This is a genomic window from Rhodococcus sp. P4_E4 (assembly GCF_056401575.1).
The window spans coordinates 69,998-84,381 of the sequence record NZ_JBFUJB010000024.1 but is presented as its reverse complement, the minus strand read 5'-3'; the positions used below and the strand labels follow the sequence as shown (position 1 = coordinate 84,381).

General features: G+C 61.5%; 9 protein-coding genes. 2 read left to right on the top strand and 7 right to left on the bottom strand.

Translation table 11 applies throughout. The features are described 5' to 3' along the window. The first annotated feature begins 120 nt into the window (after positions 1-120). Positions 121-1,560, top strand: a complete 1,440-nt coding sequence (locus tag AC1DVN_RS25390; protein ID WP_283567243.1) for an amino acid permease — start codon at positions 121-123, stop codon at positions 1,558-1,560. 121 nt (positions 1,561-1,681) lie between these two features. After that, complete coding sequence (locus AC1DVN_RS25385) at positions 1,682-2,806, top strand: GGDEF domain-containing protein (protein WP_259118329.1); 1,125 nt, start codon at positions 1,682-1,684, stop codon at positions 2,804-2,806. Between the two features lies 1 nt (position 2,807). Here AC1DVN_RS25385 and AC1DVN_RS25380 read toward each other — a convergent pair whose 3' ends face one another. The 7 genes from AC1DVN_RS25380 to AC1DVN_RS25350 all read right to left on the bottom strand — a co-directional run bounded on the left by AC1DVN_RS25380 (position 2,808) and on the right by AC1DVN_RS25350 (position 14,321). Continuing rightward, positions 2,808-5,144 (bottom strand): putative bifunctional diguanylate cyclase/phosphodiesterase, encoded by a 2,337-nt coding sequence (locus tag AC1DVN_RS25380; protein WP_021331710.1) that lies wholly within the window; start codon positions 5,142-5,144, stop codon positions 2,808-2,810. Positions 5,145-5,381: 237 nt separating this feature from the next. Next, positions 5,382-7,004, bottom strand: coding sequence for an MFS transporter (locus AC1DVN_RS25375; RefSeq protein ID WP_029256518.1), 1,623 nt, complete (start codon positions 7,002-7,004; stop codon positions 5,382-5,384). A gap of 82 nt (positions 7,005-7,086) precedes the next feature. Further along, positions 7,087-8,250, bottom strand: coding sequence for a VWA domain-containing protein (locus AC1DVN_RS25370; RefSeq protein ID WP_046379481.1), 1,164 nt, complete (start codon positions 8,248-8,250; stop codon positions 7,087-7,089). Continuing rightward, a complete protein-coding gene (locus tag AC1DVN_RS25365; RefSeq protein ID WP_283567244.1) occupies positions 8,247-10,433 on the bottom strand; it encodes a DUF5682 family protein in 2,187 nt (728 codons plus the stop codon). The genes AC1DVN_RS25370 and AC1DVN_RS25365 overlap by 4 nt, the downstream gene beginning before the upstream one ends. Continuing rightward, entirely contained in the window at positions 10,430-11,545 is a 1,116-nt protein-coding gene (locus tag AC1DVN_RS25360; RefSeq protein ID WP_020909497.1) for an ATP-binding protein, read from the bottom strand. Before AC1DVN_RS25360 ends, AC1DVN_RS25365 begins: the two co-directional genes overlap by 4 nt. After that, the gene (locus tag AC1DVN_RS25355) at positions 11,542-13,026 is read right to left on the bottom strand and encodes a DUF5691 domain-containing protein (RefSeq protein ID WP_172932711.1); all 1,485 of its coding nucleotides are present in this window, start codon (positions 13,024-13,026) and stop codon (positions 11,542-11,544) included. The genes AC1DVN_RS25360 and AC1DVN_RS25355 overlap by 4 nt, the downstream gene beginning before the upstream one ends. Next, a complete protein-coding gene (locus AC1DVN_RS25350) occupies positions 13,023-14,321 on the bottom strand; it encodes an SWIM zinc finger family protein (protein WP_283567245.1) in 1,299 nt (432 codons plus the stop codon). Before AC1DVN_RS25350 ends, AC1DVN_RS25355 begins: the two co-directional genes overlap by 4 nt. Between the last annotated feature and the right edge of the window lie 63 nt (positions 14,322-14,384).

Here is a 14,384-nt window from a genome sequence, read left to right as displayed (position 1 = left end):
GGACAGAACTGACAGTCTTCAGTTCCAATTTGTACATCAGGTCCATGTTCTGGATCACACGACGAGCTTAGCGTCTCTCCGAAAGAACTGATCGCGTCATGCAATAGGAGCTGAGCCCAGATGCCCGACAGCAGCACCGAAACAGCCGAAGCCGCCAGCGTTCATTCGACGCTCAAGACAGGCTTGAAGAAGCGCCACCTGACCATGCTTTCCATGGGTGGTGTCATCGGCGCCGGTTTCTTCGTCGGGCTGAGCGGAATCATCAACCAGGCCGGCCCCGGCGCAGTCATCACTTGCGCGATCTGCGGCATCATCGTGTTCCTGGTGATGCGCATGCTCGGTGAAATGGCCGTCGCCAAGCCGTGTACGGGATCATTCACCGAGTACGCGCGAATGGCGTTGGGCGACTGGGCGGGTTTCACCACGGGCTGGCTCTACTGGTATTTCTGGGTGATCGTCGTCGGCATCGAATCCGTCGTCGGAGCTACCCTGCTCTCCCGGTGGATCCATGGCGTACCGCTCTGGCTCATGTCAGCAACCCTCCTGTTGGTGATGACCGGGGTCAACCTTCTCTCCGTCAGCAACTTCGGTGAGGCCGAATACTGGTTTGCAGGTATCAAGGTCGCCGTCATCATCGGCTTCATCGTGCTCGGCAGTCTGTTCGTCTTCGGCATCTGGCCCGGCAGTGAAGTCGATTTCAGTAATCTGACCGGCCACGGAGGATTTCTGCCGAACGGCTTCACCCCCGTGCTGGTGGGCGTTGTCGCCGTGATCTTCTCCATGACCGGAGCCGAGCTGGTCACAATCGCCGCAGCGGAATCCGCCGAACCGGCCGGAGCGATCAGACGAGCCACGAACACCGTCGTCTTCCGCATTCTCGCGTTCTTCGTTGTCGCCACCTTCCTCCTCGTGACGATGCTGCCGTGGGATTCGTTCGTCGTCGGCGATTCTCCGTTCATCTCCGCACTCGACCTGCTCGGCATTCCCGGCGCCGCCGACATTCTCAATCTCGTGGTTCTGGTCGCTGTGCTGTCCTGCCTCAACTCCGGCCTGTACACGGCGTCACGGATGCTCTTCGCACTCTCCGTCTACAACGACGCGCCGGCATGGATGACACGGACCAACAGTCGCGGCGTGCCCGTGAAGGGCGTACTCGCCTGCACCGTGGCCGGGTATTTCTGTATCGCGGCCGGTTACATCTGGCCAGACACGATCTTCCTGTTCCTCGTGAATTCGTCCGGCGCAATCTGTTTGTTCGTTTACATCCTGATCTGTGTATCCGAACTACGCCTCCGACGCCGATGGGAACGCGAAAGTCCCGAGATTCTGAAATTCCGTGTCTGGTTGTATCCCGGCCTACCGATAGTGGTCACCGGCCTGATTCTCGTGATCCTGGTGGGAATGGGTCTCAACGAACCGACGCGCGCGGAGTTCGTCCAAAGCCTGGTCGCGCTGGGAGTCATCCTCGTCGCTTACAGGGTGAGAAGGTCTCGTACGCGAAAAGTCGTATCGTTCGCGACCGCCTCGAACAACGCACACAGCAGTTCGAAGAAGGCTTGAAACAAGCATCGAGTAAGCGCTCGACTCGATAAGAGAACCTCTTCCCCGAAAAAAATCGAACCGGTAGAACCGGTCGAACACAGATTTTCTCTTTACCTAAATTCAAGGCAAAATAGACAGCATGCCGAGCCCTGTCATCGCCTCCGAAGGGCACAGTTCTTGGCAAACACTTCACGAATGGTTCAACGAACCACACGACTACGAGTGGATAAAGCACCAGAGATCCGGCCGAGCAATCATTCCGATCTTCCGAACCTTGCTCGGAATGATGACGATCATCTTCGGACTCTCCGCGTTCTACAAATTGATCGGCCCGGATACGCCGCCGACCACAACCGGCAAAGCACTTTCGATCTTCATGATCTGCACGTGTGTGGGAATCGCCGCATGCTGGTTCACACAACCATTTCCCGGACGCCGGGGGTTGCTTGCTTTCGGGATATTCGCAGATCTCGGGATCGCGGCCGCAGTCCTTCTGGTGCCGGATCGCTCGTCCGGGACCTTCGGTTGCATCGTCTTCGCGGTCACCGGAACCTTTGCGACGCTCTTTGTCAGCGCAAGGTGGCTTGTCGCTCATGTCGTTTGGTCGACGACCATCACGACTACCGTTTTTGTTCTTGCCTATCTAGAAGGCGACGTCGATATCACGACGCTTCTGGCCCGTGGCACCGTTCTTTTCGGAGCTGTCACACTCGTTCCCATTTTTGCGCACCTGACCTGGCGCACTCTCTACCGCGATGCCCAGTATTCGGACCGCGATCCCCTCACTGGCCTGTTCAACCGTCGGGGACTGGAAGGGGCAGTCGGCGATCTCTTCGAGAGCACCCGAGACGATTCTTCGTCTCTCGCTTTCGTCGTCGTCGATATCGACAAATTCAAGACGGTGAATGATCTTCACGGTCATGCCGAAGGCGATCATGTCATCAGAAGAACCGCGAACCGATTGAGCACACATCTCGGCGAACACGGAATCATCGCTCGTACGGGCGGAGAAGAATATCTGGCTGTCATTGCCGGTGATCCCGAATCGACAACCCTGTTGATCGAAGGGATAAACGCGGCGCTGTCGGATTGTTCCGACGCGATCCCCACAACGGTGAGTGTCGGAGCTGTGATGATGACCGCCGAATCGAAGGCGTGGAGCGGCGGTGCTTCCGCAATCCTGGCGGCGACAAATGTCGCGGATTCGATGATGTATCAAGCGAAAGCGGCAGGCGGTAATACGATCCGCTCGGCTCAGATCTGATTCACAGCCACGTAAGTGGGTGGACGCTGCGCCCGGTTTCCGTGTCCGTGGCGGCAAGATACACATCGACCCGCTCAGCGGTCAGAGCCTTGCTGATGTGATAGCCCTGGACCAGGTCACACCCGACCCACTGAACGCGGCGGAACTGCTCGATGGTCTCGACGCCCTCGGCCAACGATTTCATACCGAGGGCCGCGGCCAATTCGACAATGGACTTCACCACGGACATCTTCGGATCGTCCGAGTCGGTGACCAGCATGCGATCGATCTTGAGAACGTCGATTGGAAGTCTCTGGAGCGTGGCGAAGGAAGAATAGCCGGTCCCGAAATCGTCGAGTGCGACGGTAACCCCGAGCTCACGCAGCTTGTAGAGATCCCGGATCGCGCGATCGTCCACAACACCTGTCTCGGTGATTTCGAGCTGCAGCAGATGCGGAGCCAAGCCCGAATCCGTCAGAGCTTTCTTCACCATCGCACCGAACTCTCGCGACACCAACTGCACTGGTGAAACATTGACCGAGACGCCGATTCCGGTCGGCCACCCCGCAGCAGCCGCGGTCGCCATCGCCATTGCCTGCGCACCGAGGGGAATGATCATTCCGGTTTCCTCCGCCACCGAGATGAACTGGCTGGGCCCGATGAGGCCGCGGCTGGGATGGTTCCACCGCAGAAGAGCCTCGAAGGCCACCACTTCACCGGTCTGAGTATCGACTTGAGGCTGATAGTGGAGATCGAACTGCCCTTCCTCGATCCCTCTGTCCAGCTCGTGGAGCGCAGTCGCCCGCGCCGATGCCCTCGCCCGCAGCAGCGGCGAGAACTTGCCTACTCGATTGCGCCCCGTCGACTTCGCTTCGTACAGAGCCAGATCCGCCAGCATCACCAATCCGTCTGCGTCTGTTGAATCCTCGGGCGCGCTGGAGTAACCGATCGTGGCCCGCACTTCTATTCGATTGCCTTCGACGAAGAATGGTTCGTGCAGCACTTCCAGGTACCGATCGAAGATCACTCCGGGATCGTCGCGCGACGACGTGCAGACGATCAGCCCGAATTCGTCGCCGCCCATCCGCGAGCACATGTCCGAACCTACGACCTTGCGCAGGCGTTTCGTGACTTCGAGAAGTAATTGGTCCCCGATCGGATGTCCAAGGGTGTCGTTGACCGATTTGAAATTGTCGAGGTCGAGAATCCCGACGAGAACCTGCTTGTCCGGCGCCCGAGAATTGATCGCTTCCTCGAGCGCCACACCGAACGCACGACGGTTCGGCAACCCGGTCAACGAGTCGGTGGCCGCAAGGCGAAGGATCTCCTGCTCGTGGACATACCTCTCCGTGATGTCGGAACCGACACCGCGCCAACCCAGAATCACACCGGATTCGAGAACCCGCGGATTACCGGAAAGAGACCACCAGCGCCGCCTACCGTCGACATGCACCGGCACGACGGTGTCCCGGAAGGGGGCACTCGATTCGAGTTTGTCGATCATCTGGGCCGCGGCCGCACGTCCCTCCGGACTCGACGCGATCTGGAGTCTGGTGAGGAGTTGCCCGAAGGTGAGTTGCTGCAACTCGTCCACCGTCATACCTGCGACCTCGGCGAGACGTGCCGAGGTGTGGGAGAACCGGCCGTTGGTGTCGCACTCCCACAGCCAGTCGCGGGAACCGCCTTCGAAACCGTCGAGCAACAACGCCACCGTCTGACGCTCGGATTCCGCCTGAAACTCTGCGAGACAACGTCTCTGGAACGAGGCCGACAGATAGACCGCCCCTACGGTGAGCGCAAACATGTAGATGCACAACTGAATCGCAAGTACGCGAAAGTGGGGTTCGGCGTGGACGATGAGAACAGTGAAGACGCCGAGGCCGTGAATGTAGATCCAGGTCAGGCTCACCGATCTCAGACTGGAGAACGTCACGGTCCCGGCGCCCATGATTCCTGCCATCGTCGCGATCAGAACCAAGTCGCGGAAGACGTCCATGTCGTGAAAGAGCAGGGCAAAAAGTGCGACGTCTAGGGTCGCGACAACGATCACTTCGACGAGCAGACCCACGTAGTCGTAGCGCGGTGTGTGCTTCGACGGTCGCCAGCGAAGCGGTATCCATACTCGAATCGAATTCGCGAGGACAAGAAAGATGAGGGCGCCGCCCAACCACCTGAGCGTCTGACGTCCGGGCGGGACGGTGTAGGTCAGAATCACGACCAAACTCGCCATGTACGCAAGATTGGCGAACGGCGCGACGGCCGCAGCCTCGTCGATCTGACGGCGAAACAGGCTGTTGCAGTCGGTCTCCGAAGCAGGATCTTGCCGACTCAATCGACTCAATCGACTCAGACGGTTCATCAGTGAGGCATCCCGACACCAGCGCAGGCGCCATCAGCGGGCGTCGAATCCGCTCGCCTGGCCATCCGAACCTCCCCTGGCTCCCCACCGAACCCTTATCCGGTGAAACGTCAGTGTTTCAGACTCGCTGCTTGTTTCCTTCACAACGGTAGCCATCTGACGAATCGATTGTGCGCAGATCACTATATCCAGAGGTCGTTCCGTCGATCGTCCAGGTCGATCCGCGATTGCTGATTCTTAGCTCGAACCACGTTTGTCGCCGACCGCGACGCGGGGGATTCGAGCGGTCGGGAACAACGCGGCGATTGCGAGCAGCGCTGCCACGGCAAAAGCGACACGCAACGCGTCCAGCCTGGCTTCTTCGTTCACGTCCACGATCGCATCCGCCGTGGACTCGGCGACGCCGGCGTCATTGAGAGCGGATCGGAGTTGCGTCGTCGACAGGAACGGCACGCCCGAGGCCATGTCGGTGCTCGCTTGCTGCTGCACCGATGTCGGAACCGCCGGATTGTCTTCGATTCCGGCGATCGCCGACGTCGTGAGAGTGGCAATGAGAACCGATCCGATCAGGGCAGTTCCCAAGGATGCGCCGAGGTTGGTGGCGGTGTTCTGCAACCCGCCGACCTCGGTACTGCGCTCGTCCGGGACCGAGGACACCGTGACGGCTCCGAGCTGCGAAGACAGGCACCCCAAGCCGAAACCCATGAACAGCATGGGAATCATCACGATCGCCGCATTGGCGCCGGGGTCCATGCCTGCCACGAGCATCAGAATGCCGACGACCATGACCAACAATCCGACTCGGACCACGCGTCGAGGGTTCGCGGTAGGCCGTAGCTTCGGAATACCGATCGCCGCCACGACGAGCGCCGCCGACAACGGCAGGATGCGAATTCCGGTCTCGAGAGCGCTGAGCTCCAGAACTACGGACAAGAACAAAGGAACCGCGAAGAACACGCCCGCCTGCACCAGAAACTGCGCGAAGAACATCGACAGCCCGCCACTGAGTTCGCGGTTTCGCAGCATCGCCGGATCAAGCAACGGCTCCTTCCCCGCAGCGGCCAGTCGACCTTCCCAGCGTAGGAATCCGTAAACGACAAGGAGCCCGACGATCAGTAGCCACACCACCGGAGACAACCCCACCAGCTGCGGCCCGCCAGGTTTGGCCTGTACCCAACCCCACTCGCTCGAACGCAGCACACCGAAGACGATCATGCCCAGTCCCACCACGGACAGGATCGAACCGAAGTAGTCGAGGCGCGACTTCGACGGTGGGACGTCGACCACCTTGCTGAGCACCAACAAGATCAGGACGACGATCACGACTTCGCCGACGAACACGTAACGCCACGACGCAAATGTCGTCGCCGCGCCGCCGATCAGCGGCCCCACTGCCACGGCTATCGCGCCTGCTGCAGCGACGAGGCCGTAGGCCGCCGGACGCTTCTCCGCCGGGAAGTTGGTGGCGACGAGCGCAACGATCGCGGGCATGATGAGCGCCGCGCCGACGCCTTCGAGGAACGACCACCCGATCAACAGGACCACGAGATTCGGAGCGAGCGCAGTCGTCAGAGACCCAGCGCCGTAGATGACCAAGCCGAGTGCGAAGGCTCGGCGACGGCCCATCATCGAACCGACTTTGCTACCCGTGATCATCAGAGTCGCCATGACCAGGGTGTACAGCGTGATCGCGGTTTGAATGCCGGTGATGCTCGTGCCGACGTCCTCGGCGACGGTCGCCATCGAAACATTCATGACCGAGCTGTCCAGGGTCATCAGGAACTGGCTGCTCGCCAACACCGTGAGAACCAGCCCCGAACCCGCCTGCGTAGTCGAACCAGCAACCTGTCCGTCACCCATCGTGCGGGTGTACCCGGTGCTCAGGTCTTCGAAGCAGACCGGTCAGTGCTGTTTGAGGCTGTTTGAGTCAGTGCCGTTCGAGTCAGCGCTGTTCGAGTGCAAGTTGATCGGCCCAGGCCGACACGTCGCCGCGTTCCAGAGCGACCGCGAGCAGTTCCGGAAACTTGTCCGGCGTGCACGCAAACGCGGGAATCCCGAGGGCACTCAGCGCCGCTGCATTGTCGTGATCGAACGATGGAGCGCCGTCGTCCGAGAGCGCCAGCAGAACCACAACCTGAACGCCGGCATTCTTCATGGCCGCCATGCGCCGCAGCATCTCGTTCCGAATACCGCCCTCGTAGAGGTCCGAGATCAGAACAAACATCGACTCGGCAGGACGCGAGATCAGCGACTGGCTGTACGCGATTGCGCGGTTGATGTCCGTGCCCCCACCAAGTTGGGTCCCGAACAGGACGTCGACGGGGTCGGACAGTTTGTCCGTCAGATCGACGACGGCGGTGTCGAAAACCACGAGCGAAGTCTTCAGCGCTTGCATCGACGCCAACACCGCGCCGAACACGGACGCGTAGACGACGCTGGAGGCCATCGAACCCGATTGGTCGATCGCCAGGACCACGTCGCGCTGCACAGATTTCGACTTGCGGCCGTATCCGACGAGCCGCTCGGGGACGACGGTTCGATACTCCGGCAGGTAGTGCGACAGATTTGCTCGGATGGTTCGGTCCCAGTCGATGTCACGCAACTTCGGATTCGACGTTCTGGCCGAACGATTGAGTGCCCCGGTCACCGCGGCCTTCGTTTTCTGCGCGATTCGCTCTTCGACTTCCCGAACCACCTTCCCGACGACCATTCGCGCAGTGGCCTTGCTGGCCTCCGGCATGACCTGGTTGAGGCTCAGCAGCGTCCCGACCAGATGTACATCGGGCTCGACGGCATCGAGCAGTTCCGGTTCGAGCAGCAACTGCGCCAAACCCAGTCGGTCGATTGCGTCCTTCTGCATCACCTGCACCACCGTGCTGGGAAAGTACGTTCGGATATCGCCGAGCCATCTGGCGACGGACGGCGCCGACGCCCCCAATCCGGCGGAGCGGCGGCGCCCCTTGGTCGGGCCGGACGAGTCGTAGAGCGCTGCGAGAGCTGCATCCATTCGACTGTCGCCCGGTTGGCCCAGCCCTCCCGTCGATTCTTCGGCGGATTCCCCGAGCATCAATCTCCAGCGCCGAAGGCGCTGATCGTCGTCGCTCATACGCGCGCTCCCAGTATCTCGGCAACAACCGCCATTGCCGCTCGGCCGCGTCGAGTATCGGTCTCCACTGTCGTCTCGACGCGTCGTCCACCTCTGACCGCCTGACCGATCGCTCGACGCTCCCCTGCCTCGAAGGCTCCGAACGTGCGTCGAAGCAACGGAAGCGTGTCGATGAAGTCCTGCTCACGAAGTTGGCGGACCCACGTGTCGATCAGCGTGAGCAACGCTCGATCGTGAACTAGCACAAGCCCTCCGCCGCCGAGAAACCCGTCGACCCACCCGGCTTTGGCGGTCGGCGCGCTGCCCACGGACAGGGCCCGAGACAAGCGCTGGGCTGCAGCGGTTTCCGTGATCGAACCGCTGTCGCGCAGTAGCCGCACCATCCGTCCGACGAGTAAACCGTTGACGTCGTCACGGTCGATCACGCCGGCCATCGCCTGCAGCCACCGTGCGCTCGCATCGCGATCGTCACGGACCATGACTGCCGAGTGAACCTTGTCGAGGTGATCGCGAAACTCCTCGGCGCTGGGATCGTCCAGTCCGGTGACGGCGACTGCGAGGCCGGTGCAGATCCGGATCAACAAACTGTCGGCGACGTCGATCAACGCCGTCACATCGGTTCCGCGCACATCGCCGTATCGCAGCGTTCGGGTCAGCGCCGGTAGCGCAGCCATCAGATGTGACACGTCATGGTCTAGTGCCGCAACCGTTTTCACACTCTCCAAAACCGCAGACAAAGCTGCCGGGAGGTTTGCGAGCAGTGAGCTCTCCAGTAGTCCGATCAGTGACGCGAGAGTGATGTCCGGCTCGTTGATCTTCGAGACGACACGTGATGCCGCCGCTGCGGCCACCGTCGTACCCCACAGCGACGCCTCGATCACCGAGACCGAGAATTCGGGCTTCCATTGCAGCGCCCAAGTCTCTCGGAAAGTTCCGGTGGAACGGACCTCACTGTCGGCCGGGGTTCCCCAATCGATCTCGAGGATCCCCAGTCGGTGCAGGAACTGGGAACGCTCGACGTCGATATCGCGTCGCAGGTCCAGATCGAGATTCTTGGCTCCCGCTTGTTGTTTGAGCCGCAAAGTCTTCGAACGTGCTCGCAGGTCTGCTTCGAGCGGAACCGTCGGAGTTTCTTCGGGCACCGTGCCCAGGGCTTCGCCCACAACGAGTCTTCGTGTGATCAGATCCAGAAGAACGTCGTTTCCGTCGCACATTACCGACCTCGTAGCCTCGGTAACTTCCGACAATCCGGCCAGCGGGCGAGAACGCAGTGCAGCCAACGTATTTGCCAATCGGACAGCTTCGATGACGTGAGCACTCGAGATCGGAAGGTCCTCGTCCCTGAGCACCCTCGCAACTTTGGTGAGCCACCGCGTGATCGTCTTGTCGTTCGCGGTGAACAGATGGTGATACCAGCCCGGCGAGGTAATTCCGGCTCCGTAACCCGATGCCGACGCCAGGCGTGAATGTGTCCAGGGAACCCAGGTCAGCGAGGTCTTGACCTTGGACATCCCCTTGAGAATGCGGGCGTCGGGTGCCGCAGGCCCCAAGGCTCCGACCAACGCCGGCGCGTGCCAGGCACCGCAGACGACCGCTACCCGCTCGGCGCCATCCTTCAACGTCTTTCGCAGCACCTGCCGCATATATGCTTCGCGATGCGCTGTCTCCTCGTCGATCGGCACCGTCTCACGCAGCGCCTCCATCGCCTCGGTGATCGCATCGAAAGAATCTGCGCCCGAGCTTGATTCGATCACCGAATCCCACCAGCGTTCGGTGTCGTCGAAACCCGCGGCCGCGGCCAGTTCAGACAGAGGATCGCCCTCGCGGACAGTACGAATCCCCTGATCCGCCAACACGTTGAACGCGGGCAGATCGCAGAACCTTGCCTGCACACCGTTCTTCGCAGCCCACTGCAGCGCTTGCCATTCGGGTGAGAATACTGCAAACGGCCAGAATGCCGCCTTCGACGGTTCGCCAGTGGCGTACGCGAGCAACGCAATCGGCGGTTCCATCGACTCCGATGCCGCCAGCATCACCAACGGGTCTGCATCCGAAGGACCTTCGATCAGGACCACGTCGGGGGAAAACTCGTCCAGGCCCTGCCGAACCGAACGAGCAGATCCCGGGCCGTGGTGACGGATACCGAAGACCCGGACACGCAGGTCCGGAATCACGATGGTCACCCGGTGACCTCGCGGCACGCCCGGTAGAAGTCGGACCACTCGCCGCGTTCACGCACTACTGCCTCGAGGTACTCGTTCCACACAACCTTGTCTGCGACCGGATCCTTGATCACCGAACCCAGGATTCCGGCAGCGACGTCGGATGCCCGCAGTACGCCGTCCCCGAAATGCGCAGACAACGCCAAACCGTTGGTGACCACCGAGATCGCCTCCGCCGTCGACAGAGTTCCGGACGGGGACTTCAACTTGGTGCGGCCGTCGGTGGTCGTGCCTGATCGCAGTTCCCGGAACACGGTGACGACCCGGCGAATTTCCTCGGCTGCTGCGGGGGTTGTCGGCAATTCCAGTGCTGCGCCCAACTGTTCGACTCGGCGTGCCACGATAGCCACCTCGTCCTCCTCGCTGGCCGGCAACGGGAGAACAACTGTGTTGAACCGTCGACGCAGTGCGGACGACAGATCGTTGACACCGCGATCGCGATCGTTGGCGGTAGCGATCAGATTGAAGCCCTTGGCTGCCTGCACCTCGATACCCAGTTCCGGCACCGGCAACGTCTTCTCGGAGAGAATGGTGATGAGGGCGTCCTGCACGTCGGCCGGAATGCGCGTCAACTCTTCGACGCGGGCGATCTTCCCGGTTTCCATCGCGGTCATCACAGGTGACGGCACCAGCGCACCGGCGGTCGGCCCCTCCGAGAGAAGGCGTGCGTAGTTCCAGCCGTAGCGGATAGCTTCCTCGGGTGTACCCGACGTGCCTTGAACCAGGAGCGTCGACGCACCCGAGATTGCAGCCGAAAGATGTTCGGAGACCCAGGTCTTGGCTGTACCCGGCACGCCCAACAGCAGTAGCGCCCGGTCGGTGGCAAGAGTTGCGACGGCCACTTCCATCAACCGCCGAGGACCGACGTACTTCGGTGAAATGACCGTTCCGTCGTCGAGTGTGCCACCCAACAGATACGTAACCACGGCCCAGGGCGACAAGTTCCACGACGGTGGACGCGGACGGGTGTCCTGCGCGGCCAGTGCTTCGAGTTCGAGTGCGTACTCCTGCTCTGCGTGGGGCCGCATCAGCTTTGCCGGTTCTGTGGTGGGCACGGTTACGCTGTCAGTCATGTGAGCTCCTCGAGCAGGGTCTTGCGGTGGGTGATGGCGCTGGCAGTTCTGGCGAAGGTCTGCCGCCAGTCCGGGTCACGTGCACGCTCCGCAGCCCGATCGAGCAAAGTTACTGCGCTGTAGGGAAATCGACTCTCGGCTAGGCGTAGCGATGCGCTGTATTTGTAGCGCGAGAATTCGCCGGCCTTGGCGCCCCCATCGGCGCGTCTGGCCGCAACTCGTTCCCACTGGGCCACGACTGCCCGGGTGATGTCGTCTGGCCATGGACCTCGCAGAGCGTCGTAGATCGCTGCCCGGCCCGGGTTCAGAACATTGGCGTCGCCGTTTCCAGACCTCAACAGGTCAGCCAGCGCCTTGGCCGGCACCAACGGGAGTAGGCGTCGATCGGTTGCCGTGCCGCGTATGCGAAAGAGTTCCAGCGCCCATTCCGCATTGTTCTGCGCGACTGCAGCGGTGGACCAAGCGTCGTGAAGGATCGGCTCCCAGCCTTCGTCAACGCTCACCCCCAAGACCTTGCCGGGTTCACCGATCATATTGTTCCACAAAGACAACGGCGCAGAACTGATCGCCTGACGCACGTACTCAGCACGATAGTCGGTGTGTGGATTCGGCCGATCTTCGATGCCGTCTCGCCTCGCCGCCGCATCGACTTCCTCAGGCGGCAAGATGACCAACGTGGATCGAAGCAGTTTCCGCTCCACCCGCGCCCATTTCTGAACCCGCGCGGCCATTCGCTCCCCGAACTCCGATTCGGGAATACGTCCGAGCACCTCCACTGCTGCGCGTCGCACGTCCTTGCGACGGTCGTCGAGGGCTTCCTCCAACAATGGTTGATCGTCGGCGCTCGATCCGATTGCCAGAGTCGAGACAAATGCAGCCTTCTGTTCGCCCCGCTCGGTGCCCCACGATTTTCTGAGTTCGGCCAGTGCCAGCGCGGGATCTGTTCGGCGAGTGTCTATCAGCCACTGCGTGCGCTGGGACGAACTTCCGTGACGCCAGACATCCGGATTTGCATCCCTGGTTCGGACGAGCTTGCTCCACTCGGGGTTTTGCGCGGCTAGCCATCGGCCACGCTCGCCGACGATCTGCAGGATGCTCTCCCGGTGAGCTTCGCTCGCACGTGCAAAGGAAAGCAACTCGGCGACCAGATGATCAGGCGCACGGTAGTTGCGCTCCAACGCGACTGCGAACCACTCGTCGAGCAAGGTCGCCTTGGCCGCGAGCATCGACAGCAGGTGCGCCGATGAGGATTCCGGCAGCGTGAATCGCACATCGTCTGGAGCAGGTGTCGGCACGGCCGCCGTGGTGGAGCCCGCACCGCCACGGCGGTACGCCCTCTCCACCGCTGCTGCTGCCAGAAGCATCTCGGCAGGATCGCCGTCGAGTTCGCGGGCATGGCCTCGCACTTCGGCCGGCAGCTCCTCGAATGTTGTCGAGGTTCTGGCAGTCCCGAGAAGAGCAGCCGAGATCAAAGTGCTCACAGCACGATCACCTGCCCTCCCGTGAAAACCGAGATCGGAGTAAGAGCCAGCGCATTCCACGTTCCGCAGACCGTGACCGGGTAACCGCCGGAAATACCGAGCAACTTCCACAGAAGATCCGAATCACCTTCTGCCCGAAGCGCTGTGCCCGATTCGTCGACGAGAAACCAGGAACCGTCGACGAACGACGGGACCACCGAACTGATCACTGCCGGCCACGAGCGCAACCAGGGATCTGCGGCGAGGGCATCGGTAAACTGCTGCAACGCAGCGTCGATGCTTCCGAACGGCATGGTTGTGAAGGGCTCCGGTTCACCGTGCGTTGCCCCCATCCGCGCCCGCAATGCCGCGGCACCGGGATAGAAATGAACATCGGCATTGAGCAGAAACCCGACTGGCGGCGTTTCGGTGGCAAAATTGGGTGACCCGTGGGAGAAGTCGAGCAGCATGGCCCACCGTTTCGAATTCCTGCCGAGCATCCACACGGTTCGGGTGAACAGTCGCTTCTCCTCGGTGATCCCGGAACCGAGAATCATCCAGTTCTCTTTCACCGGAATCGATTCCATCACACTCTCGGTTGAGACGGGATAGCCGACGTGCGCTTTCACCGAATGGGCAAGATCTTCCGGCAACTCGGACAGCTTCTGATGCGCAGCGACCAGCAGGTGCAACCGAGCCAACTCGTCGAGGACCTTCTCGGGCCAGTTCTCCGTAGACGCAACGATTCCCGCCAATGCTCGAAGCGCGCCTGCAATACCGGGCGCCTGAGCATCCACCATGCGAGCGGCTACCGCGTCGAAGCCCGCCCAGGACGTGTCCATCGCCGCCAGACCACCGCGGATCTGATCGGTGATCCACAGGTCCAATTCGACGAGCCCGCTCGCAACGCGGTCGGCGCGCTTCTGCGCTGTCGCCGGGTCGGGAGACTTCTTGGGCGCCTCGTCGCCGCTTTCGCCGGTGTTCTCGGTCTTCTCCTCGCGGCGCGACAACCACTCTGCCGCGAAGTCGGCGGGCTCGTCCGCCGACGGCACACGCCCTTCCGACCATTCCACCAGCAGCCCCAGAGCATGTTTGCACGGAAACTTTCGACTGGGGCACGAGCACTTGTATGCAGGGCCCCGCAGGTCAATCACTGCTTGATACGGCTTCGAGCCGCTGCCCTGACACAGCCCCCAGAGCGCGAGACCGCTACTTCCGGCATGGCTCCACGAACCAGCCAACTTGCGCGCAGCGGCCAGCGATGCGGCGTCGGGAGCTACCGACGCCACCTGCCCAGCTGTCCACGGCGAAGTCACTCGACCACAGTATGACAACCCGCTGACATCGCAGAGTCAGGCCGATTCTTTAGTGAATCAGCT